The sequence below is a fragment of the Kitasatospora sp. NPDC004723 genome, assembly GCF_040609255.1.
Classification (GTDB): domain Bacteria; phylum Actinomycetota; class Actinomycetes; order Streptomycetales; family Streptomycetaceae; genus Kitasatospora.
The window spans coordinates 36,167-59,771 of the sequence record NZ_JBEXJT010000016.1; the positions used below are offsets into that span (position 1 = coordinate 36,167).

Annotated in this window: 19 protein-coding genes and 4 pseudogenes; 8 read left to right on the top strand and 15 right to left on the bottom strand. The window is 72.6% G+C overall.

The window, feature by feature from the left end:
• Positions 1–167 precede the first annotated feature (167 nt).
• Positions 168–1,682 carry a recombinase family protein gene (locus tag ABZW10_RS17935; RefSeq protein ID WP_355366135.1) on the bottom strand — a complete coding sequence of 505 codons (1,515 nt, stop codon included), beginning with the start codon at positions 1,680–1,682 and terminating at the stop codon, positions 168–170.
• Positions 1,683–1,820: 138 nt separating this feature from the next.
• Between ABZW10_RS17935 and ABZW10_RS17940 the strand changes: the two are divergent.
• Positions 1,821–1,961 (top strand): annotated as a pseudogene (locus tag ABZW10_RS17940) (exodeoxyribonuclease III); the annotation flags it as partial.
• 398 nt (positions 1,962–2,359) lie between these two features.
• On the opposite strand, the gene ABZW10_RS17945 reads toward ABZW10_RS17940, so the two are convergent.
• The 13 genes and pseudogenes from ABZW10_RS17945 to ABZW10_RS18005 all read right to left on the bottom strand — a co-directional run bounded on the left by ABZW10_RS17945 (position 2,360) and on the right by ABZW10_RS18005 (position 13,881).
• Positions 2,360–2,932: a family 20 glycosylhydrolase gene (locus ABZW10_RS17945; RefSeq protein WP_355366370.1), complete on the bottom strand. Its 573-nt coding sequence runs from the start codon at positions 2,930–2,932 to the stop codon at positions 2,360–2,362.
• Between the two features lie 37 nt (positions 2,933–2,969).
• A complete protein-coding gene (locus tag ABZW10_RS17950; RefSeq protein ID WP_355366138.1) occupies positions 2,970–4,625 on the bottom strand; it encodes a DUF4127 family protein in 1,656 nt (551 codons plus the stop codon).
• Entirely contained in the window at positions 4,622–5,323 is a 702-nt protein-coding gene (locus ABZW10_RS17955) for a putative N-acetylmannosamine-6-phosphate 2-epimerase (RefSeq protein ID WP_355366141.1), read from the bottom strand. The genes ABZW10_RS17950 and ABZW10_RS17955 overlap by 4 nt, the downstream gene beginning before the upstream one ends.
• A complete protein-coding gene (locus ABZW10_RS17960; RefSeq protein WP_355366144.1) occupies positions 5,320–6,357 on the bottom strand; it encodes an ROK family protein in 1,038 nt (345 codons plus the stop codon). The genes ABZW10_RS17955 and ABZW10_RS17960 overlap by 4 nt, the downstream gene beginning before the upstream one ends.
• Positions 6,354–7,193 carry a carbohydrate ABC transporter permease gene (locus ABZW10_RS17965; RefSeq protein WP_355366147.1) on the bottom strand — a complete coding sequence of 280 codons (840 nt, stop codon included), beginning with the start codon at positions 7,191–7,193 and terminating at the stop codon, positions 6,354–6,356. The genes ABZW10_RS17960 and ABZW10_RS17965 overlap by 4 nt, the downstream gene beginning before the upstream one ends.
• Positions 7,183–8,145, bottom strand: coding sequence for a sugar ABC transporter permease (locus ABZW10_RS17970; RefSeq protein WP_355366150.1), 963 nt, complete (start codon positions 8,143–8,145; stop codon positions 7,183–7,185). Before ABZW10_RS17970 ends, ABZW10_RS17965 begins: the two co-directional genes overlap by 11 nt.
• A gap of 2 nt (positions 8,146–8,147) precedes the next feature.
• A complete protein-coding gene (locus ABZW10_RS17975) occupies positions 8,148–9,431 on the bottom strand; it encodes a sugar ABC transporter substrate-binding protein (RefSeq protein WP_355366153.1) in 1,284 nt (427 codons plus the stop codon).
• A 29-nt stretch (positions 9,432–9,460) separates the two neighbouring features.
• Positions 9,461–11,056 carry an FAD-dependent oxidoreductase gene (locus ABZW10_RS17980; protein WP_355366373.1) on the bottom strand — a complete coding sequence of 532 codons (1,596 nt, stop codon included), beginning with the start codon at positions 11,054–11,056 and terminating at the stop codon, positions 9,461–9,463.
• 1 nt (position 11,057) lies between these two features.
• Positions 11,058–12,083 (bottom strand): LacI family DNA-binding transcriptional regulator, encoded by a 1,026-nt coding sequence (locus tag ABZW10_RS17985; protein ID WP_355366156.1) that lies wholly within the window; start codon positions 12,081–12,083, stop codon positions 11,058–11,060.
• A gap of 604 nt (positions 12,084–12,687) precedes the next feature.
• Positions 12,688–12,813 (bottom strand): annotated as a pseudogene (locus ABZW10_RS17990) (transposase); the annotation flags it as partial.
• Positions 12,814–12,911: 98 nt separating this feature from the next.
• A pseudogene (locus tag ABZW10_RS17995) lies at positions 12,912–12,983 on the bottom strand (TetR/AcrR family transcriptional regulator); the annotation flags it as partial.
• 132 nt (positions 12,984–13,115) lie between these two features.
• Positions 13,116–13,262: pseudogene (locus tag ABZW10_RS18000) on the bottom strand (ATP-binding protein); the annotation flags it as partial.
• A gap of 181 nt (positions 13,263–13,443) precedes the next feature.
• Positions 13,444–13,881 (bottom strand): helix-turn-helix domain-containing protein, encoded by a 438-nt coding sequence (locus ABZW10_RS18005; RefSeq protein WP_355366159.1) that lies wholly within the window; start codon positions 13,879–13,881, stop codon positions 13,444–13,446.
• Positions 13,882–14,006: 125 nt separating this feature from the next.
• On the opposite strand from ABZW10_RS18005, the gene ABZW10_RS18010 reads away from it, so the two are divergent.
• The 7 genes from ABZW10_RS18010 to ABZW10_RS18040 all read left to right on the top strand — a co-directional run bounded on the left by ABZW10_RS18010 (position 14,007) and on the right by ABZW10_RS18040 (position 23,326).
• Positions 14,007–15,491 carry a DHA2 family efflux MFS transporter permease subunit gene (locus ABZW10_RS18010; RefSeq protein ID WP_355366162.1) on the top strand — a complete coding sequence of 495 codons (1,485 nt, stop codon included), beginning with the start codon at positions 14,007–14,009 and terminating at the stop codon, positions 15,489–15,491.
• A gap of 333 nt (positions 15,492–15,824) precedes the next feature.
• Positions 15,825–17,471, top strand: a complete 1,647-nt coding sequence (locus tag ABZW10_RS18015; protein WP_355366165.1) for an ABC transporter substrate-binding protein — start codon at positions 15,825–15,827, stop codon at positions 17,469–17,471.
• A 1-nt stretch (position 17,472) separates the two neighbouring features.
• On the top strand, positions 17,473–18,450 hold the full coding sequence (locus ABZW10_RS18020; RefSeq protein WP_355366168.1) for an ABC transporter permease: 978 nt from the start codon (positions 17,473–17,475) through the stop codon (positions 18,448–18,450).
• Complete coding sequence (locus ABZW10_RS18025; RefSeq protein WP_355366171.1) at positions 18,447–19,301, top strand: ABC transporter permease; 855 nt, start codon at positions 18,447–18,449, stop codon at positions 19,299–19,301. The genes ABZW10_RS18020 and ABZW10_RS18025 overlap by 4 nt, the downstream gene beginning before the upstream one ends.
• A complete protein-coding gene (locus tag ABZW10_RS18030; protein WP_355366174.1) occupies positions 19,298–21,076 on the top strand; it encodes an ABC transporter ATP-binding protein in 1,779 nt (592 codons plus the stop codon). The genes ABZW10_RS18025 and ABZW10_RS18030 overlap by 4 nt, the downstream gene beginning before the upstream one ends.
• Positions 21,073–22,263: an acyl-CoA dehydrogenase family protein gene (locus ABZW10_RS18035; protein WP_355366177.1), complete on the top strand. Its 1,191-nt coding sequence runs from the start codon at positions 21,073–21,075 to the stop codon at positions 22,261–22,263. Before ABZW10_RS18030 ends, ABZW10_RS18035 begins: the two co-directional genes overlap by 4 nt.
• 25 nt (positions 22,264–22,288) lie before the next feature.
• Positions 22,289–23,326 (top strand): LLM class flavin-dependent oxidoreductase, encoded by a 1,038-nt coding sequence (locus ABZW10_RS18040; protein ID WP_355366180.1) that lies wholly within the window; start codon positions 22,289–22,291, stop codon positions 23,324–23,326.
• Here the strand turns inward: ABZW10_RS18040 and ABZW10_RS18045 are convergent.
• Complete coding sequence (locus ABZW10_RS18045) at positions 23,316–23,483, bottom strand: hypothetical protein (protein WP_355366183.1); 168 nt, start codon at positions 23,481–23,483, stop codon at positions 23,316–23,318. The two genes, ABZW10_RS18040 and ABZW10_RS18045, sit on opposite strands and share 11 nt — an antisense overlap.
• Positions 23,484–23,605 lie beyond the last annotated feature (122 nt).

The window sequence follows — 23,605 nt, forward strand, 5'->3', positions numbered from 1 at the left end:
CACCTGGTTCGACCAGGTGGCCACGGCCAGCCGCGACGGCACCCTGCCGGCGCTCACCGGCGTCTGGGTCGAGATCGAGAGCCACGTCCAGGAGCACCACGCCAGCCGTCAGCCAGCTCCGCCTGGACGGAGGTTTCGGGTCCAACAGCGATCCCAGGGCAACCGACCTACGCCAAACTGCCGGCGCGGTCCAGCTTCGGTACTCGTGCTTCGAGTTCGGCGGGTAGGTACCAGCCTTCGGTGGCCGGTGTCATGTAGAGGCGGGCTTTGAGGCCGAGGAGGAGTTGGCGACGGTGTTCCTGGTCGGCCTGGGCCCAGGCGTCGGCGAATGTCTGGCCGGTCTCGACCTCCACCCAGGCCGAGGGGCGTTGCGGGAGGGCGGCGAGGCGGCGGCGTTCGTCAACCAGGGTCTCGAGGGCTTCGGCGTACTCGTCGTCGCCGCCGGGGTAGTCGAACAGGTTGCGGCGCTTCTCTTCGCGGAGATCCTTCATCGCCACGGTGACGTGGTTGAGCTGCTCGGTGTGGTCCTCGCCGGGGATGAACCTGCGCACCGTCATCGCCAGGCCGGCCAGACGCTCGACCAGGGCGGTGATCGCGGCGGTGACGCGCTCGCCCTTGACGGACTGGCCCTTGCATGCCGGCTTGCCGGCGGTCTTCGCGCACCGGTAGTACTCGTAGATCTTGCCGTTCTTGGCGAGGTTCACCTGCCGGTAGAACCGGTCGCCGCAGCGGTCGCAGAGCGCAACGCCCAGCCAGGGCGAGGCGCCGTTCGAGCGCTCCTTCGTCACCGAGCGCTCGTTCATCGCGGCCTGGATCGCGGCCCACTCCTTCTCGGTGAACAGGGGCTTTGCCATGCGGATGGGCAGGCCCTTGGCGTCGCGGGCGATCTTGCGGGCCTTCACGGAGCGGCCGGTGAGCTTCAGCCCCATCGTCGCCGGCGAACGCAGGATCTTCCCCACGCTGGTGGGGTTCCAGTGGTTCGACGGCGGCGTCTTGCGCTTGCTCGAGTACGACTCGCCCTGGTTCTTGTACGCGTGCATCGACGGCGTGTCGAAGCCGGCGGCCTCCAGGGCGGTGGCGATCATCCACTGGCTCTGCCCCTCCAGCAGGAGCCTGCCCATGTACCGCACGGCCTCCGAGGTGACCGGGTCGGGTTCGAGGGTGCGCCCGCCCCCGGGGCGGTCGACGATCCGGTACCCGTACGGCGGCTGCCCGCCGGCCCACCGGTCTGTCTTGCGCAGGTGCTTGTGCGCGGCCGAGACGCGGGCCTTGATCCGCTTGAGCTCCATCTCCGCGAAGATCGACGCCAGCAGCAGGAAGACCTTCGCCAGCTCGTTCCCGAACGACGACTCGCGGCCCTGCCGGTAGTCGAGGGTGATGCCGTCGTCGGTGAAGACGAGGACCTTGTGGTTCTCCTCCGCCCAGTGCGCCACGTCCGCGCAGTCCTTGGCCGACCGGAACGCCCGGTCGACCTTCGCCCACACCATCGCGTCCCACTCGCCCTGCCGATCGGTGAGCCACGGACCCAGGTCCGGGCGCTCCCACGGCGTGATCTGGGCGGAGACGTCCAGGTCCTCGAAGGACCCGACGATCTCCCACTCCTTCGACAGCGCGTGCCTGGTCGCCGACTCCGCCTGCACCAGGTGCGAGACCTTGCCCTCGTCCCCATGCGTGTCCGACACACGCGAACCAACCACCGCCCGAACCGGCGCCAAAGCTGTCATGCTGCCCATGGGCCTCCCCTACCGCCAAGGCCAGCAGACACCCTCGAACAACCTGCACTCGAACGGGTGGACCTTTTACAAAAGCCGTCGTTCCGCTGGAGGATCGACCTCCAGGTCGCCACCCCCACCCTCGCCGCCCGCGCCACCGACGCCCGTGTCGAGCGCGCCGACACCCACGCCGAGCGCTGGTCCGACCACGCCCCGGTCACCGTCAAGTTCGACCTCAGCCTTGACTGACGGCGGGATTCACGCAGTTGAGGGCCCACCAGGCCGTTGACCCCAGGCCGGCCGCACACAGCCGGTCCAGGCCCCATCGCATCGACACACTGCCCGCGGTCGTCCAACCGGCTTGACGGGCCAATGACGAATCGACCTGCTGCGAGCATGCGGAGCAGGTCGACGGGGAGTCCGCGCGGCGGCGTCGGGGACGGCGTGGAAGCTGCCGTCCGGCTGTTGTCGGCGGGCGATGCCCGTACGGCCGCCCGCGCGCAGGGCGCGGTCCCGTCGCTCCGGAGGACGTCCGGAGCGACGGGACACACCTTGCGGCGTCCAGGCCGGGAGGGCTCGGACCGGTGGCCGCGGCGATGCCCGGCAGCCATGTCCGGCAGCGATCACCCGATCACCGGGTCACCGGGTCACCCCCAGGGCACCTCCACCGATCGGTGGTAGTGCCACCCGAGCCCGGACCACCGCGGCGCGTGCGTGGCAAGCCGTACCCGGTATTCCTCCCATTCCCGCCCGTCGACCGGCGACCACCCGATCTCCGCGACGCCGGGGAGCCGCGGCAGCGTCATGTACTGCACTTCCTCGAACGTCGCCACCCGCTCCGTCCACAACGCGGCCTCGGCGCCGTGCACCTGGCTCTCGGTGACGCCGGGGATGTAGGTGACCGGGTCCCAGGTGTAGCCGTCCTGGACGTCGGTGTAGCCGGCCCAGTCGTGCCCGATCGGCGTGTCGGCGTCGTACTTCATGTCGAAGTACGCCTTCTTGCTGGGCGAGAGGACGAGCGTGGCGCCCTGGGCCAGCGCGCCCCGGGCCTTCGCGGCGTTGGCCCAGAACTGGACGACGGTGCCGGGGGCGATGTCGGCGAGGCCGACCTCCTCCCAGCCGGCCATCCGCTTGCCAAGGCGGTGCACGGTCTGCAGGACGCGGCTGATGAACAGGCGGTAGTCCTCGGGTGCGGTCGCCAGCGCCTCGTCGCCACCGATGTGCCGGTAGGGCTGTGCTGCCTCGTTCGTACTCCGCTCAGGCCAGGGTGAGGTGGGGTTCGAGCGTCACCTCGAAAAGGCGGTCCCAAGGCAGTTCGATGTGGATGTCACTGACGGCGGCGAGCCTGGCGGTGCGGGTGGTCGCACCGCGGTGGCCGAGGACGAGGTGGTGGCCGGCGAAGTGGTCGGTGAAGTACTGGCGGGTCACCGGGGCGAGGCGGTCCTGGACCCAGCTGTCGAAGACAGCCTTCTGCGCGGCCGTCAGGTTCAACGGGTTCCACCCCTTGGACCTGGCCTCCGCGTAGGCGGCCTTCTGGAGGACGTTCTTCCAGTGGTCGTCCTTGACGAACCGGTAGAGCAGGTACTCCGCGTGCGCCCGGCCCGGGTCGGTCAGCGCCGGCACCCCCATTCCGCTGGTCGAGCGCTTCAGGAAGGCCCAGCGAGCGGTGCCGTGGGCCAGGGCCAGACCGAGGGCGTTGCCACCGGTGTTCCAGCCGGAGTACGACAGCAGCGCGGCCAGGTCGACGCGCTGTTCCAGCTCGGCCACCAGGTCGTGGTCGGCACGGTTGACGAAGATCGGGTCCACCACGACGACCGACTCCCCGGCCGACGTCAGCCCGGCGACCCGACGGGCGAACGCGGCGAGGTCGGCCGGCCGCTGGTCCTTGTCCGCCGAAGGGGTGTTGACCATGAGCACCAGGTCGGCGCGGCCGTCGACGACGGTGCCGCCGACGGACTTCACGTGCCGGCGGATGTTCTCCGCGAACGGGATGCCTTCGAGTTCCGCCGTCCACTGCTCGCCGGAGATCCCGGCGTACTCCACCCGGTAGGTGGGCGAGGTGCCCGCGGCGATCAGCCGGGCGACCAGCAGTGCGTCGACCTCGTCCGCACCGGGGAAGACCTCGACCCGCCGGCCGACCCCCAACTGCTCGACCAGCTTTTCGAGCTCGACGCGTTCGGCCCGGGCCAGGCCCACCGGGGCGGTGTCGTCCTCGGAAAGCACCAGGTGGCTGATGGTGCCGTCGGCGACCCACTCGACCATCTGCCGGTTGACCTCGTGGTTGCGGGCCCGCGCCTTCAGGTAGTCGTCGACCACCGCGTCCGGGATGGTGGCCCGCACCGCCGTGAGCCGGGGCCGCAGGTCCTCCCTGCCGAGGTTCTCCACCTGGTCGTACAGCTTGGCCCACTCGACCAGCGCGGCCACGTACTGCTCGAGGTCGGGGTTGCCGGGGGTCAGCGCGAGGCGCTGGATGGTGTCGTGGACCACGATCTGCGCGCCCGGCCGGGCCGCCCGCAGGGCCCGGATCGCCGCGATGTTGGCCCGCGCCGACTCAAGGGTGGGCTTGCCCGTGCGGGAGGCGATCAGGCCGCCGTAGGCGAGCATGCTGACCGAGATCACGTACTCGTCGGCGCCGACCGAGCCCAGCCAGCGGGCGACGGCCGCGCCGTCCCCGGGCTGGAAGAAGCGGCCGAGGGTGTCGCGCGGCGGCAGTGCGAGGTCGACACCGGCGACGGCGGCGGTCATGGTCGGGCAGTAGACGTTGACGGGCCGGTCGTCGAGAGGGACGAGGGCGATCCGGCGGCTCGCACGCGGGGCCGCGGTGGCCGTCTGCGAGGTGAGGCCCACCAGCGGGGCGGCCAGGACGGCGGCTCCGGCGGTGAGGCCGGCAGTGAGGACGGTGCGTCTTCTCATCGGGGGTGCACTCCGTTCGCGTCGGCGTGAGCGGGAACTGACCGGGCCAGCTCCCTGGTCAGGTACAGCGGTGAGGTGATGGCGTTGCCCACCACCACGGCGTGTGCCCCTGCGGCGTAGGCGCGCCGCAGGTCGTCCGCAGTGCGGTAGCGGCCTTCGGCGATCACCGGGACGGACAGCCTCGCGACCAGGCGTTCCAGCAGGCCGAAGTCGGGCCCCGGGGTCTTCCGGGTGTGCGGGGTGTAGCCGGAGAGCGTGGTGGCGACGGCGTCCGCGCCCGCGTCGGCCGCGGCCTGTCCCTCCTCCTCGGTGGACACGTCCGCCAGGACGAGGGCGCCGGCCGCGTGCGCGGCGGCGACGAGGGCCGCGAACGGCTCGGGCCGCGGACGGTCGGTGGCGTCGATGGCGACCACGTGCGCCCCGGCCTGCGCGACGGCCCGGGCGTGCCTGCTGGTCGGCGTGATCACGACCGGCCCTGGGCCGTCCTTCCACAGGCCGATGACCGGCACGTCCACCGCCGCCCGCACGGCGGCGATGTCCTCGGGGGCGTTGGCGCGGATGCCCGCCGCGCCGCCGAGGACCGCCGCGGCGGCGACCCGCGCCTGCACGGCTGCGTCGCGCATCGGGTCGGCGGGTTCGTCCGGCAGCGGCTGGCAGGAGACCACCAGGCCACCGCGGAGGGTGTCGAGAACGTTCACCGGGGCTCCGTTTCGGTGGTGTGCGGGAAGGTGTGCGGGAAGGTGTGCGGGAAGGTGTGCGGGAAGGTGGCCGACCGCGGCCGGCTGCTGGGTTCGGCAGGTCCGGGACCGGGACCGGGCCCGGCACCGGCACCGGACGGCGGGCCCATGGCCGGCCGGGTCATCGCCGCCCGGGCCGCGCCGACGGCGACCGCCGCGTCACCGAGCGCGGCCGGGACCAGCGACACGTCGGCGTGGACCGGCAGCCGCTCGGCGGCGTACGCGCTCCGGGCGTACGGCAGCAGCGCCCTGCCGGCGCCTCCGGCCACCACCACCGTCGTCGGATCGAGCAGCGCCACCAGACCCGCGAGGGCCCGGCCGAGGGCGTGGCCGGCGGTGGCCAGGACCTCCAGGGCGGCCGGGTCGCCGGCGGCGCAGCGGGCGGCGACCTCGCGGCCGGTGACGTCCGCCCCGGTGCGCAGCCGATAGGCGCGGGCGAGGCCGGTGCCGGAGGCCACGGCCTCCAGGTGTCCGGTGCGCCCGCAGCCGCAGGTCAGCTCGCCGGCGTCGGGCGCCGGAAGGTGAGCCAGCTCCCCGGCGCCGCCGCGCGCCCCGTGGTCGACGGCGCCGCCGCGGACCAGGCCGCCGCCGAGGCCGGTGCCGACCGCGACCAGCAGCACATGTGCGTGACCGCGGGCGGCCCCGGCCCAGCTCTCGCCGAGGGCGGCGGCGTTGACGTCGTTGTCCACCACGACGGGCCGGCCGATGCGCTGGGCCAGCTCATCGGCCACCGGGGTGCCGGCCCAGCCGGGCAGGGAGTCGGTGGCGTACCGGACGGCGCCGGTGGCCGGGTCGATGAGACCCGCGGCGCCGACGCCGACCGGACCGGCGCCGCCGAGGCGCCGGGCCAGGTCGGCGGCGGTCCGCAGCACCGCGTCCGGGCCCTGCGCGGCCGGGGTGTCGGCTCGCGCCTGGTCGACCACGGCGCCGTCGGGTCCGACGAGGGCGGCCAGCGTCTTGGTGCCGCCGATGTCGATGCCGAGTGTGGCGTTCACTTCAGCCCCGTGTGGGCGAGGCCCTCGATGAACTGCTTCTGGGCGATGACGAACACGACCAGCACCGGGACGGCGGTCAGCGACGCCGCAGCGAGCTGGACGTTCCACATGGCCCCGCCGTAGGAGTCCACGTACTGGGTGAGCGCCTGCGGCAGGGTGAACATCTCCGGTGAGGAGAGGTACACCACGGGCTCCAGGTAGAGGTTCCAGCTCTGCAGGAAGGTGAAGATCGCGACGGCGCCGAGCGCCGGCTTGGCGAGCGGCAGGGCGATCCGCCAGAACGTGCCGAAGTAGCCGATGCCGTCGATCCGGGCGGCCTCCTCCAGTTCATTGGGCAGACTGATGAAGAACTGCCGCATGATGAACGTGGCCATGACGCTCGGCGCGCCGAAGATCGGCACCAGGATCAGCGGCCAGTGGGTGTCGACCAGGCCGAGGTCGTTGAACATCTGGAAGAGCGGGACGATGGTGACCTCGCTCGGGATGAGCAGGCCCACCAGCACCACCAGGAACAGCGCGTTCTGGCCGCGGAACTTGATGCGGGCGAAGGCGTACCCGGCGAGCGAGGAGACGATCATCGTCCCCGCCGTCACCAGCGCGGCGATGTAGAGGCTGTTGACGTACTGCTGGACGAACGGGCGCCCGTCGAAGACGTCCTTGTAGGCCGAGAACGTCGGGTTGGTCGGGAAGAGCTTCGGCGGGTAGGAGAAGATGTCGGCGATCGGCTTGAACGACGACGTCACCATCCACCAGGTCGGGAAGACGAAGGGGATCGCGAGCACGCAGAGCAGGCCGTACAGGGCGACCCGGGTGCGCAGCGGGATTTTACGATTCATAGAAGACCCACCTCTTGCGCATCTGCCACTGGAGCACGGTGAGCGCCAGCACGATCAGCAGCAGCAGGATGGACAGGGTCGCGCCGTAACCGAAGTGATGGAACTGGAAGGCCTGCTGGTAGAGGTAGTAGACGAGCACGGTGGTGGACAGCTTCGGGCCGCCCTGGGTGAGCACCGCGATCTGCGCGAACACCTGGAGCGAGCCCACGATGGTGATCACCGACGTCAGCAGGATCGTCGGGCTGATCAGCGGCAGGGTGATGGACCGGAACCGGACCCACGCGCCGGCGCCGTCGACCCGGGCCGCCTCGTACAGCTCCTTGGGCACGCCCTGGAGGGCGGCCAGGAACAGCACCATGTTCAGACCGACGTTCTTGAACACCTGCACGACGATGACCGAGAACATGGCGGTGCCCTCGCCACGCAGCCAGTTGGGTCCGTCGATGCCGACGGTGTGCAGCAGGCCGTTGATGCCGCCGTTGTTCTGGAGCAGGAAGCCCCACACGATGGTCCAGGCGACCAGCGACACCACGACGGGCGAGAAGAACAGCGTGCGGAACACCGTCATTCCGCGCAGCTTCTGGTTGAGCAGGACGGCGAGCAGGAGGGCCAGGGAGAGGTTGAGCACCACCAGGCCGACCGAGAACAGGGCCGTGGACTTCAGTACCTCGGGCAGGTTGGCGTCGTCCAGCAGCTGGGTGTAGTTGTCGCCGCCCGTGTAGCTGAAGTCGCCGGCCAGCACGTTCCACTCATGCAGGCTGTACCGGAAGACCAGGGCGATGGGCAGCAGCACGAAGACGGCGCTGCCGAGGAGTTGGGGCGTGATGAACGCGAAACCGGCGAGCTGGTCACGTCGGCGCCGGGTCCAGAACGGAGGTCGCGGCGGCTGCCCCGCGGTGGCGGACCCGCTCTTGAGCGGGTCCGCCACCGCTGTTGGCGGGGAGACGGGCATGGTCACTTCTCCAGCAGCGGGGAGATGTTCTTGCACAGGTCGTCGAGAACGCCCTTGACGTTGGCGTTCGGCGTCCACAGCGGGTCCAGTCCGGCGCGGACCCGCTGGGCGAGTTCGGCCTGGCCGGCGTGGCCGGGCTTGACCACACCCTTCTTGACGCCGTTGACGACCACGCTTTCGAGCTGCTCGTTCTTCAGCAGCGGGTTGGTCTTGGCCAGGTTCTCCGCGGTGAGCTGGGACTCCCGCGGCGGCGGGAAGTAGGCGGCGAGCTTGGCGGAGTTCTCCGGGTTGGTGAAGTAGGCGAGGAAGTCCTTGGCCTGCTTGGTGTGGCCGCCCCGCTTGACCACGCCGACGCCGGCCTGGCCGATCACCGAGTAGTCGCCGGCCGGTCCGGCCGGCAGCGGCACCAGGTCCCAGTCGAACTTGGCGTTCTCCAGCAGCGACGCCCGGCTGATCTGGGTGATGGTCATCGCCGCGTCGCCGGTGAAGAAGTCGGCGGTCTCGCCGGGGCCCGGCATCGCCTTGTCCTCGAAGATCCCCTTGTGCAGGGTGGTCATCGCGTCGACCATCGGCGTGCTGTTGAAGGTGCAGGTCTTGCCGTCGGCGCTCCAGGGCTCGGCCTTCCAGCCGCCCCAGAAGGTGGCCGCGTTGCTCCACTCCTTGTACTCGAAGTCACGGATCACGAGGCCGGCCTTGCCGGTGGAGCGGTGCACCTCGGCGCCCTCGGCGAGCACGGTCGTCCAGTCCCACTTGCCCGCCTTGGCGAGCTCGTCCGGGGTCTGCTGGCCGGCCTGCTTCAGCAGGTCGCGGTTGACGAAGACACCGAACGGCGAGGTGGAGAACGGGTACGCGTACAGCTTGTCGTCGCTCTTCCAGAGCTTGGTGGTGCTCGGGATCAGGTCCTCGTACTGGTAGCCGCTGGTCTGCTTCAGGGTGTCGTCGAGCGGCACCAGGGCCCCGGAGCTGACGAAGTCGGCCGCGTCCTTCTCGAAGACCCACGCGAGGTCGGGGGCGTTGCCGCCGGTCATCTGGGTGGTGAGCGCCGTGCTGTAGCTCTCGAACGGCAGCGGGTCGAACTTGATCTCCTTCACCTCGGGGTGGGTCTTCATGTACTCGGCGGCGATGTCGTTGAACAGCTGCAGGTGCGGCTTGTTGGCCGTCCAGACCGTCATCCGCAGGCTCACCGGACTCTTGTCGTCCTTCGAGTCCTCTCCACCGCACGCGGCCAGGACGAGCGTGGCGGACATCGCGGCGGCGACCGTGGCCAGCCCTCTTCGTATCATCATGGTGTTCTCCCTCGGTGGTGCGTGGAGGCCTAGTAGCCCGTGATGTCGGGCCAGCGCAGTTCGACGCCGGCCGCGGTGAGCTGGTCCTGGAAGGCCGAGAGCAGCTCGGGGTTCTCCCGGACCGCACGGGGGCGGGTGCCGTGAGTGAGGCAGAAGGCGGCGAGCGCGCCGGCGGCCTCCCCGATGTTCCACTCGACCGGGTGGACCCGGTAGGCGCCGTTGGTGATGTGGGTGGTGCCGATGTTCTTGCCGGCGGGCAGGAGGTTCTCGACCCTCTGCGGCAGGAGCGCGCCCAGCGGAATCTCGAACGGGCTGCAGCCGACGTCGATGTAGTTGTCGCCGCCCGTCGAGGGGTGCAGGTCGATCCGGTACATGCCCAGGCCGACGGAGTCCGGGTACCGCACGGCGCCCCGTTCCCCGCGGACGGCGAGCGAGAGGTCCTGCTCGACGACGGTGTAGTCGGCCTTGATCCGGCGCGCCTCGCGGATGTACGGGGCCTGGGCCAGGCCGTCGGTGCCGCCGGTGATGTCGCCGCGCAGCCGCAGCCCCGGGAATCCGGTGCCGCCGTCCGGGCGGGGCGCCTCGGTCTGCATCCAGTACAGGAAGGCGAAGCTCAGCTCCCTGGCCCGGCGCAGGTGGTCGGCGGCGTCGGGGACGTCGAGGACCGGGCCTTCGAGGTAGTCGATCATCGGCCAGTTGACCAGGGTGATGTCGCTGGCGTACGCGCCGTCGGTGAAGGTGCCTCGGGCGGCGATCCGGCGGAACGTCCACAGGTTGGCGTTGCCGGGGTTGACGCGCTGGTCGGCGATGACCGACAGCGGGTCGTCGTCGGGGTTGGGGCTGAAGTCGTGCCCGACCCGCTCCAGCGTCCGGGGGTGCGGGTACTGCCAGGACAGCAGCGGTCCGCCCCACACCTCAGGCCGGTAGGACCGCCAGAAGTCGTAGTCCGCGGGCTTGTCGATGGTGTGGTCGCCGTCGACGTGGTCCATGGCGAAGCACACCGACACGGCCTGCATGTTCAGCGGCTGGGCGACCGACGGGGCGCTCGGCTCGCCGGTGTCCACGGAGGACTCGAAGCCGGTGACGTACTCGGTGCCGGTGAGCGGCAGCAGCTCGCCGGTCTCGGTGGCGTCCAGCACGTAGCTGGCGGTGGCGTGGACCTTCTCGCCGGTGTCGCGGTGGGTCAGGGTCACCGCGGTCACCCGGTCGCCGTCGGTGTCGGCGGCGGTCGGCCGGTACGGCTGGAGGACGGTGAGCCGCCCGCTGGCGCGGTAGGGCGCGAGCATCGCCTCGATGACCGCCAGCGCGACCCGCGGCTCGTGGCAGAGCTTGCTCACCCAGCCCCCGCCGGGGTTCAGTTCGAGGCGGGCCCTGGCCCGTTCGGTGAGCGGGTAGTGCCGGCGGTAGTAGTCGCGGATGCCGTCGCGCAGGGCCCGGTAGCTGGCCGTGACGCCGAACTGCTCCACCCAGGAATGCTCGTCCGGCGGCACCGCCTGGCTGGTGAGCTGCCCGCCGATCCAGTCGAACTCCTCGGTCAGCACCACGGTCCGGCCGGCGCGGGCGGCGGCGAGCGCCGCGGCGACGCCGCCCAGCCCTCCGCCGACCACCAGCACGTCACTGCGTATCTCAGTCAAAACGGTCCTTTCTCGGTTCGCCGAGGGTCCGCCCCTCGACGAAGTGGCACGGCAGAAGCCGCTGGAGCGTGGTGGTCGACCGGTCTTCCAGTAAGGCGGCGAGGAGTTCCACCGACTGCCAGCCCATCTCCCGGCGCGGAATGCGGAAGCCGGTGCCCGCGATGTCGGCGTCCGGCGACTCGGCCGGTACGCCGGTCACCACGACCGACAGGTCGCCGGGCACGTCGACGCCTCGCTCGCGGGCCGCCCGGATCAGCGCGACCCCGTCGGCGTAGCCCTCGACCACGGCGACGGTCACCCCGGTGGCGAGCAGCGCGTCCAGGGTCTCCCCCGCGGACCGGCCGGCCGTCCGCTCGTGCCGGCCGCTCCCTCGGGTACCGGCGCGGAACCCGTTCATCCGGTCGTCGGCGGACTCCGCTCCCTCCCCCGCCCCGACGTAGGCGAACTCGCGGTGCCCGAGCTCCCGGGCCCGCTCGACCAGCTGCTGGGTGGCGGCGGCGTAGTCCGCCCCCACGCAGGGCACCGGGCCACCCGCGTCGTCGCGTCGGCCGACGGCCACGAACGGGTAGTTCTCGCGATTCAGCCGGGCCAGCTCGTCGTGCGGAATGTCCCGGCCGAGCAGGATGCAGCCGTCGGCGATCCGCAGCCGGTTGTTCTCGTGGAACACCTTGCGCCGCCCGTCGACGACCGGAGCGCTGGTGAACAGCAGCAGGTCGCACCTGAGCTGCTCGGCACACTCCTCGATGCCGCGCAGGAACGGGTAGTAGAAGTCGGCGCTGGTGCTCGGGAACACTGATTCGTAGGTGAACACGCCGACGATCTGGTTGAGCTGACGCACCATGCGGCGGGCCACGGGGTCGGCCGCGTACCCGGTCTCCCGGATCACGTCGAGGACACGCTGTCTGGTCTCGGGAGCGATGCGGGTCGTCGCGTCGGTCCTGTTGTTCAGCACGAGCGAGACCACCGCCTGGCTGACGCCGGCGAGGCGAGCGATGTCACGCTGCGTGATCCTTGGCACGGGGGAACTCCTCCGAAGGCTGCGAGGCCATCGCTGATAATACGTATTATCAGCGCGATGATCAGTGACGCTACTCGGGCCGTTACGCGGTGTCAACGGTTCTGAGGGGTTTTGCAGGGGTCTTGAAAATTTGGGGCAGGTGGTCGACATGTCGGAACAACCATCGATTTGCACCACCCCCGCGTTCCCGAGGTGGCCAGCGCCCGTTCATCCGTAGTCCGGCGGGGCGGCACCCGGGCTCCGGCAACCCCTCCTGGGCCCATGCACCGACTACCGCCTGTGAGCCACCGAGGCCGCCGGTTCACCGCACTCCCCCGCCGCGCACACTTCCGACAGCTCCGCCTCCACGACGCGGGGGCCTCGACCACGGCCCTCCTCCTGGAACAGGGCGTCGAACCCATCCCGTCAAGGAACTCCTCGACCGGGCGACAGAACCGCCGTCTTCCCGCGGACAGGCGCCACCCCTGCTTTCGCGGTGACGGATCATCAGGTCGACCGGCGAGGCGGGACCTTGGGGCCGTGGGGCACGGGTGGACCTTTGACAAAAGGCGCCCATCCGCCGGCGCATCGACCTCCAGGTCGCCACGCCCACCCTCGCCGCCGAGCGCAGGAACTTCAACGGCCGCCCGGCCCGGCGCGAGTTCCGCTCCGGAAGCAGAGGCTCGATCACCGCCCACTGAGCATCCGTCAACGACGAGTCGTAGGCAGGCTTGCCCGCACAGACAGACATGACGGTGATCGTCGCGGACGCCTCGCCCGCGACGATCACCGCCGGTGCATCACGCCATACAGTTGATCAATTCGCCTGGGCCTGCCCGCCGGCCGGGTCCTGCTCCGACCGGGCCCGGCAACGTTCTCCAGCAGCCCCCGGAACAGAGCCACCAGGCCCTCGCGGTCCGGGCGCGAGGTGGCGGCCTGGTGCGCCGCGCCCTCTCTGCAGTTCTCCGGGCGGTCTCGGGCCGGGCGGTTCGGGGGCCCCGGGCGGTCTCAGGCCGGGCGGTTCCGGGGCCGGGGGCGGTGGGCCGGGCGGGATCACCGCTCGGTGTTCGGCGGCTCGCCGGAGGGGAGGGGCAGCAGGATGCGGAAGATGCAGCCGTGGCCGGGGGCCGTGTCGAGGGTGATGCGGCCGCCGTGGGCGGCGACCAGGGACCGGGCGATGGCGAGGCCGAGGCCGGAGCCGGAGCCGCCAGCACGCGGCCCCCTGGTCAGTGAGAGGTTGCGGGTCTTGGCGACGGTGCGGTCGACCCGCAAACAGAGCCAGGTTCTCGCAGCCGAACACCGCCCTTGTCCCGGCGGGACGGGACGCCGGAACGGAGACGGCCTCGCGGCGTTCGCGAGCGGACTGGTGGAGGGCCGGACCTCAGAGGTCCCCGGCGCCCGCCGCTTGCTGCTTCCGGTCGTAGGAGTCGCGCGAGCGGGCGATGGCGTCGCGGTGGCGCTCTGCCCAGGCGGTGAGGCCCTTGAGGGAGCTGTAGAGCTCGTCGGCCATCTCGGTGCCGCGGTACTCCACCTTGGGCGGCACGGTCGCGTAGACGGTGCGCTCGATCAGTCCGTCGCGTTCGAGGTTCCGCAGCGTCAGGGTGAGCATGCGGCGGCTGATCCCGGGTACGGACCGTTCGAGTTCGGTGAAGCGGACCGGACCGTGGCTGAGGTTGAGCAGGATCCCGATCGCCCACTTGCCGCTGATCCGGTTGAGCGCCTCCAGGACGGTGCACGCCTCGCGGATGGGGGCCGGGTCGTCGACGCCGCCGTCGGCCTCGCCGATGTCCTCGATCACATCGTTGTTCCCCAGGAACATGAAAGTGCCTCCTTACGGTGGACTTGATGGTCACACAGGATGGTCGCTGTAACAAGAAGTGCCCTCAGGGAGCGCGGGCGCCACCGGGCGCCCCTCCCCGGCCATTTCCCCGAAGGACTCCTCCGATGACCACGCAAGCCCCGCCGTCCCTCCAGCCTTCCAGGTCACGCTGGTTGGCACTGGGGGTCCTCTGCACCGGCAACCTGATGATCATCCTCGACGGTTCGATCGTGACCGTCGCCCTCCCGACCATCCAGACCGACCTCGGCTTCACCCAGTCCGGCCTGGCCTGGGTGGTCAACGCCTACCTCATCGCGTTCGCCGGGCTGCTGCTGCTCTCCGGCCGGCTGGGCGACCTGCTGGGCGGCCGGCGCGTCTTCAGTGCGGGCCTGGGCCTGTTCACGGTGGCCTCGCTGGTCTGCGGCCTGTCCTCCTCCTCGACGGCGCTGGTGGTGTTCCGGTTCGTCCAGGGGGTCGGCGGGGCGCTCGCCTCGGCCGTCGTCCTGGGCATGATCATCACCCTGTTCCCCGACGCCGGCGAGCGCGCCAAGGCACTGGCGGCGTACGCGTTCGTCTCCGCGGCCGGCGCCTCGCTGGGCCTGATCCTGGGCGGCGTGCTGACGCAGAGCTTCAGCTGGCCGTGGGTGTTCTACGTCAACGTGCCGATCGGCCTGGTGGCGCTCGTGCTGACGCGGAGCGTGGTGCCCGGCGGGAAGGGACCGGGGCTGCGCGAGGGCGCCGACCTGGTCGGTTCGGTGCTCGCCACCGGCGGTCTGATGCTGCTGGTCTACACGATCATCAAGGCCGAGGAGTACACCTGGCGCGACGGCCGCACGCTGGGCCTGCTGGCCGGCTCGCTGGTGCTGCTGGCCGGTTTCGTGGTCCGCCAGGCCTACGCGGCCAAGCCTCTGCTGCCGCTGCGCATCTTCCGCTCCCGGGCGGTCTCCGCCGCCAACGGCATCATGGTCCTGATGGTCGCCGGCCTGTTCGGCTACCAGTTCTGCACCGCGCTGTACTTCCAGAACGTCCTGGGCTACGACGCGCTGAAGACCGGGCTCGCCTTCCTGCCCGCGCCGGTCACCATCGCGATCGTCTCGCTGGGCTTCGCGGTCGAGCTGAACCAGAGGTTCGGGCCCCGCCGGGTGCTGGTCGTCGGTCTGCTGCTGGTGGCCGCGGCGCTCGCGCTGCTGGCCCGGGTGCCGAGCGACGGAAGCTTCCTCGCCGACATCGTGCCGCCGTTCGTGCTGCTCGGCCTCGGCTTCGGCGCGGCCATGCCGGCGCTGATCGGCCAGGCCATGTCGGTCACCTCGCCCAACGACGCCGGCATCGCCTCCGGACTGGTGAACACCACCCAGCAGGTCGGCGCCTCGATCGGCACCGCCGTACTCGCCACGGTGGCCGCCTCCCGCACCGCGACGCTGCTCGGCGAGGGCGACAGCAAGGTGGTGGCGCTCACCGGCGGCTTCCACCTCTCCTACGGGCTCAGCGCCGTCTTCGTCGCGGTCGGCGTCCTGGTGGCCGCCTTCGTCCTGCGCAGCCCCGCGGCCGCCGCCGGGAGCACCCCCGGACCGGACCTCAAGTCTGCGGATTCCCCCGTGCCGCACCTGTGACGGTCCCCGTGCGGCCGTTCCGCACGGCTCCCCGGAACAGCCGCACCACCCTGACGGCGCGCACCGCCGCAGGGGCCACACCGCACCCCGCGCCACGTCAGAGCCCGCCCGCCGAGCGCACCCGCCGAGCACACCCGCGAGCGTCCCGCCGCCAAACCCACGGGCCCCGGAAAGGGCCCGCACAGGGGGACGGTCAGGGGGTCGGATCCGGACGGAGCCAGCAGACTCGTCGCATCGTCCGTGGCCGGGGCCATCAGCGCCTCCCCCTCGGGGGTGGGCGGGCCTTGCGCCGCCCACCGTTCCCCCGCCTCGCGCAGGATCGAGAAAGAACCCATGTACACCAGACGCCGTTTCCTCCGTCTCCCGGTCACCCTGACCGCCGCCGCCGTCATCGGCCCCGCCGTCCTCACGGCCTGCTCCGACTCCTCCGCCCCGCCCTCCGCGAGGAACGGCGGCGGCACCCTGCGCTACGGCGCCGCCGTCGAACCCGACAGCTGGGACCCGCACGCCGCGTCCACCGCCGTCACCGGGCGGCTGCTGCGCCCGGTGCTGGAGTCGCTGGTCGCGATCGCTCCGGACGGGACCGTCAAGCCGTGGCTGGCCGATTCGTGGACGGTCTCGCCCGACGGCCTCACCTACACCTTCACCCTGCGCACCGGCGTGACCTTCAGCGACGGCACCCCGTTCGACGCGGCGGCCGTGAAGGCGAACTTCGACCACGTCACGGCGGCGAAGACGGCGTCCAAGCGGGCGGCCGGCCTGCTCGGCCCCTACAAGGAGACCGAGGTGGTCGACCCGCGCACGGTGGCCGTTCACCTGACGGCCCCTCACTCCTCCTTCCTCGGCTCGGTGGGGAGCACCTTCCTCGGCCTCCACTCCCCCGTCGCACTGCGCGACCACGCGGGCGACCTCTCCTCCGGCGGCGCGTTCGTCGTCGGCACCGGCCCGTTCACCTTCGAGTCGGTGACGCCGGGCCAGCAGGCGGTGTTCAAGCGCCGGACCGACTACGACTGGGCCCCGCCGACCGCCGCCCACCAGGGGCGGGCGAAGCTGGAGAGCATCGTCGTGCTGCTCCTGAAGGAGGACGCCTCCCGGGTCGGCGCCCTGACGTCCGGCCAAGTGGACGCCGCCGAGCTGATCCCCGCCAACCGGCTGGCCGGCCTGCGCGGCCGGAACGGCGTCCAGGTGGTCCGCAAGGCGATCCCCGGCGTCCCCTACACCTACTACCTCAACACCGCCCGCGCGCCGTTCGACGACCCGCGCGCCCGGCAGGCCGTCCGGCACGCGATCGACTTCGCCGGGATCGTCAAGGGCATCTTCCAGGGCGAGTACGAGCAGGCCTGGGGGCCGCTGGCGCCCTCCACCCCCGGCGCCGAGCCGTCGTTCGCCAAGCCGGCCTGGGAGTACAGCAAGGAGAAGGCGGAGAAGCTGCTGGACGAGGCCGGCTGGACCGGGCGGGACGCCGAGGGCTACCGCACCAAGGACGGCAAGCGCCTCACCGCCGAGCAGCCGTACGTGCAGACCTTCGTCTCGGCCCAGAACCACACCTTCGACGTGGGCGTGCAGGACGCGCTGAAGCAGGTCGGCATCGAACTGAAGCTGGTGCCGCTGGACTCCGCGGGCTCCATCGGGCGCACCGGCAAGGGCGACTACGACGTGTTCGCCTTCGCCTGGCAGGGCTCCGACCCGAGCCTGCTGGGCAGCCTCTACCACTCCAGGTCCCAGTTCGGGGGCGGCGGAGCGAACGGCAGCCGGGTCAAGGACGCCGAGATCGACGGCTGGCTGGACCAGGCCGACGCGACCGTGGACGCCGCGCAGCGCGCCGAGCTGTACCGCAAGGTCCAGCGGAGGATCGTCGAGCAGGCGTACTCCTTCCCGGCCTACATCGCCACCATGGACGTCGCCCGGCACGGCAAGGTGGACGGGCTGGTCCTGGACGTCGACGCCAACACCGACTTCTACGGCATCGGGGTGGCCTGAGGTGTCCGACCGCGCCCGGCGCATGCCGCGACGGCACGTGCCGCCCTGGGCCAGGTTCGTCGCCCGGCGGCTCGCGGCGGGGCTGGTGGTGGTGTGGGGGACGCTCACGGTGACGTTCTTCGCCCTCCACCTCGCCCCCGGCGACATCGTGGACGGACTGATCGGGCCGGGCGCCGCCGCCACCCCGGCCCTGCGTGACCAGGTGATCGCCGAGAACGGCCTGGACGACCCGCTGCTCGTCCAGTACGGCCGTGAGCTCGCCCAGTTGGCGAGCGGCGGCCTCGGCTGGTCGTACCAGCTCAACGAGCCGATCGAGCGGCTGCTCGGCAGCCAGCTCGGGCCGACCGTCGAGCTGGCGGTGTCCGCGCTGGTCACCGCCCTGGTGCTGGCGGTGCTGGCGGCCGTCCTGACGGCCGGCCGGGGCCGGGCGGTGCGCGGTGCCGCCGGTCTGGCCGAGCTGCTGATGGTGTCGATGCCGTCGTTCTGGCTGGGCATCATCCTGCTGACGGTGTTCTCCTACCGGCTGCACGCGCTGCCCTCGATCGGGGCGGACGGGCCGGCGGCGCTGGTGCTGCCGACGCTGGCGCTCGCGCTGCCGCTGGCCGGAGTGCTCGCCCAGGTGATCCGCCAGGAGCTGGAGAGCGCCGACGGCCGCCCGTTCGTACTGACCGCGCGCTCGCGCGGCCTGGGCGCGACGGCGGTACTGCTGCGGCACACCCTGCGGCACGCGCTGCTGCCGCTGACCACGCTGGCCGGCTTCGTGCTGGGCAGCCTGTTCGGCGGCGCGGTGCTGGTGGAGAACATCTTCACCCGGCCGGGCCTGGGCCGGGTGCTGGCCAACGCGGTCGGCTCGCGCGACCTGCCGGTGGTCAGCGCCCTGGTGGTCATCTCCAGCGCGGCGTTCGTGGTCATCAACACCCTGGTGGACGTGCTCCACCCGCTGATCGACCCCCGGCTGCGCGAGGGAGGCACGGCATGAGCACCGTGACCGCCCTCCTCGACCGGCCGGCCGCGGCCACCCGCCGGGGCACCCTGTTGCGCTCGCCGGCCCGCCTGGCACCGCTGGTCCTGCTGGCCGCGGTGGCGCTCGTCCTGGTCTTCCCCGGGGTGTTCGCCACCCACGCCCCCGAGGCGACGGACGTCGCGGCGGCGCTGCGCCCGCCCGGTGCCGGGCACTGGCTGGGCACCGACCAGCTCGGCCGGGACGTCTGGTCGCGGCTGGTGCACGGCACCCGGCTGTCGCTGCTGATCGCGGTCGGCGCGACGCTGATCGGGGTGGGCGGCGGCGCGCTGCTCGGCCTGGTCGCCGGCTGCGGCGGACGGCACGTCGACTTCGCCCTGATGCGGGTGGTGGACGTGCTGCTGGGCTTCCCCGAACTGCTGCTCGCGCTGCTGGTGGTGGCGCTGCTCGGCGGCGGCACGGTCAACGTGGCGATCGCCATCGGCATCGCCGGGGTGCCCAACTACGCCCGACTGGTGCGCGGCCAGGCCCGGCTGGTGCTGCGCTCGGAGTACGTGGAAGCGGCGCGGGTGCTGGGGGTGCCGGTCTGGCGGTCGGTCCTGCGCCACGTGCTGCCGAACGTCGGCGGCCCGCTGGTGGTGCTGGCCTCCATCGGGCTGGGCTCGGCCATCATCTCGGGCTCCGGGCTCAGCGTGCTCGGCCTGGGCCCGGTCCCGCCGGAGGCGGACTGGGGCTCGATGGTCGCCGACGGCAAGGACTTCCTCCAGACGGCCTGGTGGATCTCGATCGCGCCCGGCCTGGCCGTCTCGGTCGTGGTGGTCTGCACCACGCTGATCGGCCGTTCGATGCAGCTGAGGGCGGTGCGATGACGACGACAACGGAAGCGACCGCGGCGCAGGCGACGGCCGGGGACGCCGGTGCGACGGTGCCGGGCCCGCTCGTGCGGGTGGAGGGGCTGCGGGTGTCGTTCCCCGGCTCGCCGCGGCCCGCCGTGGACGGGGTGTCGCTGGCCGTCGGCCCCGGGGAGTGCGTGGCGCTGGTCGGCGAGTCCGGCTCGGGCAAGTCGGTCACCTCGCGCTCCCTCATCGGGCTGGCGGGCACCAGGGCCCGGGTCTCCGCCCGGACCCTGGAGGTGGCCGGGGCGGACGCCGCCGGCTTCGGCGAACGGCAGTGGCGCGCGGTGCGCGGCCGGCGGATCGCCGTGGTCTTCCAGGACGCGCTGACCGCGCTGGACCCGCTGCGCACCGTCGGCGCCGAGATCGCCGAGGCGGCCCGCCTCGGCGGCACCGCCGGCCCGGACGTCGACGCCCGGGTGGTGGAACTGCTCACGGCGGTGGGCGTGCCGGAGCCGGAGGCCCGGCGCACCCAGCACCCGCACCAGCTCTCCGGTGGACTGCGCCAGCGCGCGCTGATCGCCTCGGCGCTGGCCGCCGACGCCCCGCTGCTGATCGCCGACGAGCCGACCACGGCGCTGGACGCGATCGTCCAGGCACAGATCCTGGCGCTGCTCGGCCGGCTCAAGGCCGAGGGCCGGGGACTGCTGCTGGTCAGTCACGACCTTGCGGTCGTGGCGCAGTTGGCGGACCGGGTGCTGGTGCTGCGGCGGGGCGAGGTGGTGGAGAGCGGGCCGGTCGGCCGGGTGCTGTCCGCCCCGGAGCACCCGTACACCCGGATGCTGCTGGACGCGGTGCCCTCGGGCCGCCCGCCGGCCCGTCCCGCCCAGGCCCCGCGCAAGGCACCGGGCAGCGAGGCACCGGACACCGAGGCACCGGACACCGAGGATGTGGCCCCGGTGCTGACCGGGCGCGGGCTGGTCAAGTCCTTCGCCCCGGACGGGCCGAGAGCCCTCGACGGGGTCGGGTTCACCCTGCGGGCGGGCGAGGCCCTGGGCGTGGTCGGCGAGTCCGGCTCGGGCAAGAGCACGCTGGCACGGGTCGCGATGGGCCTGTCCCGTCCCGATGCCGGGGAGGTGCTGCTGCACGGGCGGCCCTGGTCGGCGCTGCCGGAACGGCGGCGCCGGGCCGAGCGCCCGGCGATCCAGTTCGTCCAGCAGGACCCGTACGCCTCGGCGGACCCCCGGTTCACCGTGGCGCGGATCATCGGCGAGGCGCTGCCGGGACTGCGGCGCGCCGAGCGGGCCCGGCGGTGCGCGGAACTCCTCGACCAGGTCGGCCTGCCGGCCGAACTGCTCTCCCGCCGGCCGCACCAGCTGTCCGGCGGCCAGCGCCAACGGGTAGCCATCGCCCGGGCGTTGGCGGGCCGTCCGCAGGTGCTGGTCTGCGACGAGCCGGTCTCGGCGCTGGACGTCTCGGTGCAGGCGCAGGTGCTGGAGCTGCTGGACCGGCTGCGGCGCGAACGGGGCATCGCCCTGCTGTTCATCACCCACGACCTGGCCGTGGTGCGGCAGGTCGCCGACCGGGTGCTGATCATGCGCGGCGGGTCGGTCGTCGAGGAGGGCGAAACCGAGCGGATCTTCGAGGCCCCCGCCCACCCGTACACCCGGGCCCTGCTGGACGCCGTCCTGCGGCTGCCCGGCGCGGGCGGGGCGCGCGGCGCGGACGTCACCGGCCGCGACGACCCCGAGCAGGACACCGAACACGTCGCCGGACAGGACGGCGAGCACGTCACGAAGTGGGAGACATGACTGACACGACGACGGACGCCGTCCCCGAGGCCGCCGAGGTGTGGCTGCGGCGGGCCGAGGAGGTCGCGGCGCGGCTGGCACCCGGCGCCGCCCGGCGCGACCGCGAGGGCACCCCGCCGGTGCGGGAGATCCGGCTGCTGAAGGAGACCGGCCTGGTGACCCTGTTGGGGCCGGTCGAGTACGGCGGGGCCGGCCAGAACTGGTCCACCGCGTTCCGGGTGGTGCGCACCGTCGCGGCGGCCGACGCCTCGGTCGGCGAACTGCTGGCCCACCACTACGTGTGGGTGTCGATCGCCGAGTTCATCGGCACCGACGAGAAGATCCAGCACATCGGCGAGGTGTCGGCCCGGGCCCGGTGGTTCTTCAGCGGATCCTCGAAGCCCCGGTCGGCGCCCCTGGTGATCCGGGACACGGGCGACGAGATGCTGTTCCACGGGCGGCTGGAGCGTGCCCTGGGCCACCCGGTGTCGGACATCACCATCCTGGAGGGCTTCCTGGAGGACGGCGACACCCCGATCAGCGCGCTCGCGATGAGCGACCACGTGGGGCTGTCCTTCGAACCCGGCACCGAGGAGTTCGGGCTGCGGTCGCTGGCGGCCGGGACCGTGCTCGCCGACGGCGCGAACATCCCGTGGACCGGGGCGCTCGGCCACGTCGACAAGACCTTCGTGCCCCGGGTCTACAACACCTTCCTCACCCCGGCCTTCCAGCTCGCCCGGGCCAACGCGCTGATCGGCGCGGCCCGGGGCTCGCTGGACGCCGCCGCCCGGCACGCCCGCGAGCAGTGGTCGCAGGCGCCGCTGACCGAGGCAGCCGCCGCGGACGCGGCCCGGCACTTCGGCGCCCTGGCCTCCGCGCTGTGGGCGGTGGAGGCGTTCGCCGACGCCGTCGGCGCCGAGGCGGACGCCCTGCACGCCCGGCGCCGCACGGTGACCGAGGAGGAGCGCGGCCGGCACGCCGTCCGGGTCGCGGCGCTGGCCGCGCAGGCCGGCTCGGCCGCCGACGCGGTCACCGCCGGCGCGCTCGGGGCGGCCGGCCCCGGCGGCGCCGGGGCCGCGGCCGGGCCGGACCGCTACTGGCGGGACACCAGGGCGCGGCGGGTGCACGAGGACGACCCGGGGCGCGCCCGGGTGGTGGGGCGCCACCTCCTGCACGGCGAAGTCCCCCGCCCCACCTGGTACGCGTGACACCCCGAGTAAGGAGCACCCCCGCATGACCAGCAGTTCCCCGACCGTCCCGCTGTCCGTCCTCGACATATCGTCCATCGACTCCGCCGGCCGCGCCGCCGACACCCTGGTCGGCACCCGCCGGCTGGTGGCGGCCGCCGACGAACTGGGCTACACCCGGTTCTGGGTGGCCGAGCACCACAACTCGCGCGGGATCGCCGGCTCCGTCCCGGCCGTCCTGCTGGCCGCGCTCGGCGAGCGGACCAGCCGGATCCGGATCGGCGCGGGCGGGGTGATCCTGCCCAACCACCCGCCGTACGCCGTCGCGGAGTCCTTCCGGACGCTGGCCGCGCTGTTCCCCGGCCGGGTGGACCTGGGCATCGGCCGCTCGGGCGCGGACCCGCTGCTCTCCCACGCGCTGCGCCGGGCGCCCGACGAGGACTTCCCGGCGGCGCTGGAGGAACTGCTCGCCTTCGTCGACGGCGGCTTCCCGGACGGGCACGTCTACCAGCGGCTGGAGGCCCTGCCGGAGCCGCCGCGGCCGCCCCGGCCGTGGCTGCTGGGCGCCAGTGTGCGCAGCGCCGTGGACGCGGGCCGGCGCGGGCTGCCGTACGCGTTCGCCCACCACTTCTTCAACTCCCGCGGCACCGAGGAGGCGCTGCGGGCGTACCGGGAGAGCTTCCGGCCCTCGGCCCGGGCCGAACGGCCGCACACGATCGTCACCGCCTACACGGTGTGCGGGGAGACCTCGGAGCAGGCGCGCCGGCTGGCGGCGCCGGCGCTGTTCCCGGTGCTGCGGCTGAACGGCGCCTCGCCGCTCGCGCCGCTGCCCACCGTCGAGGAGGCGGCGGCGTACCCGTGGACGGAGGCCGAGCGGGCCGCCGCCGACGCACTGCTCAGCACCCAGGCGGTCGGTGACGCCAAGGAGGTCCGCCGGGCGCTGGCGGACCTGCTGGAGCGCACCGGCGCGGACGAGCTGATGGTGACCAGCAACGTCACCGACGTCGAGGAGAAGATCCGCTCGCTGGAACGCGTGCGGGAACTCGCCCCGGCGCTGCCCGTCCCCGCCGGGGTCAGCCCGTAACGGCCGGGCGGCGACGATGGGCGCGGGTGCCGAGGCTGTCGCGGATGCGGAGGCGGTGGGTGACCAGCCAGACCCGCTCGGGCTCCCCGGGCGGGCAGCGGTCCAGGGCGTGGTCGAGGCAGCTGACCGCGAGCGCGTCGTCGCCCGCGGCGAGCACTACCTGACGACCCGGCACGGCCACGCGGCACTCGCCGACTTCCTGTCCTGCGGCGAACCCCGCCTACCGCCCCAAGTCTTGGGAGCCCGACGTCACGACAGGCCCCGAAGTCACCAACCGTG

Excerpts from the sequence above, each read along its gene's own strand:
- ABZW10_RS17950 (WP_355366138.1), bottom strand. The coding sequence starts at position 4,625 with ATGAGAAGACGCACCGTCCTCACTGCCGGCCTCACCGCCGGAGCCGCC.
- ABZW10_RS17965 (WP_355366147.1), bottom strand. The coding sequence starts at position 7,193 with ATGAATCGTAAAATCCCGCTGCGCACCCGGGTCGCCCTGTACGGCCTG.
- ABZW10_RS17970 (WP_355366150.1), bottom strand. The coding sequence starts at position 8,145 with ATGCCCGTCTCCCCGCCAACAGCGGTGGCGGACCCGCTCAAGAGCGGG.
- ABZW10_RS17975 (WP_355366153.1), bottom strand. The coding sequence starts at position 9,431 with ATGATGATACGAAGAGGGCTGGCCACGGTCGCCGCCGCGATGTCCGCC.
- ABZW10_RS18005 (WP_355366159.1), bottom strand. The coding sequence starts at position 13,881 with ATGTTCCTGGGGAACAACGATGTGATCGAGGACATCGGCGAGGCCGAC.
- ABZW10_RS18010 (WP_355366162.1), top strand. The coding sequence starts at position 14,007 with ATGACCACGCAAGCCCCGCCGTCCCTCCAGCCTTCCAGGTCACGCTGG.
- ABZW10_RS18015 (WP_355366165.1), top strand. The coding sequence starts at position 15,825 with ATGTACACCAGACGCCGTTTCCTCCGTCTCCCGGTCACCCTGACCGCC.
- ABZW10_RS18025 (WP_355366171.1), top strand. The coding sequence starts at position 18,447 with ATGAGCACCGTGACCGCCCTCCTCGACCGGCCGGCCGCGGCCACCCGC.
- ABZW10_RS18030 (WP_355366174.1), top strand. The coding sequence starts at position 19,298 with ATGACGACGACAACGGAAGCGACCGCGGCGCAGGCGACGGCCGGGGAC.
- ABZW10_RS18035 (WP_355366177.1), top strand. The coding sequence starts at position 21,073 with ATGACTGACACGACGACGGACGCCGTCCCCGAGGCCGCCGAGGTGTGG.
- ABZW10_RS18040 (WP_355366180.1), top strand. The coding sequence starts at position 22,289 with ATGACCAGCAGTTCCCCGACCGTCCCGCTGTCCGTCCTCGACATATCG.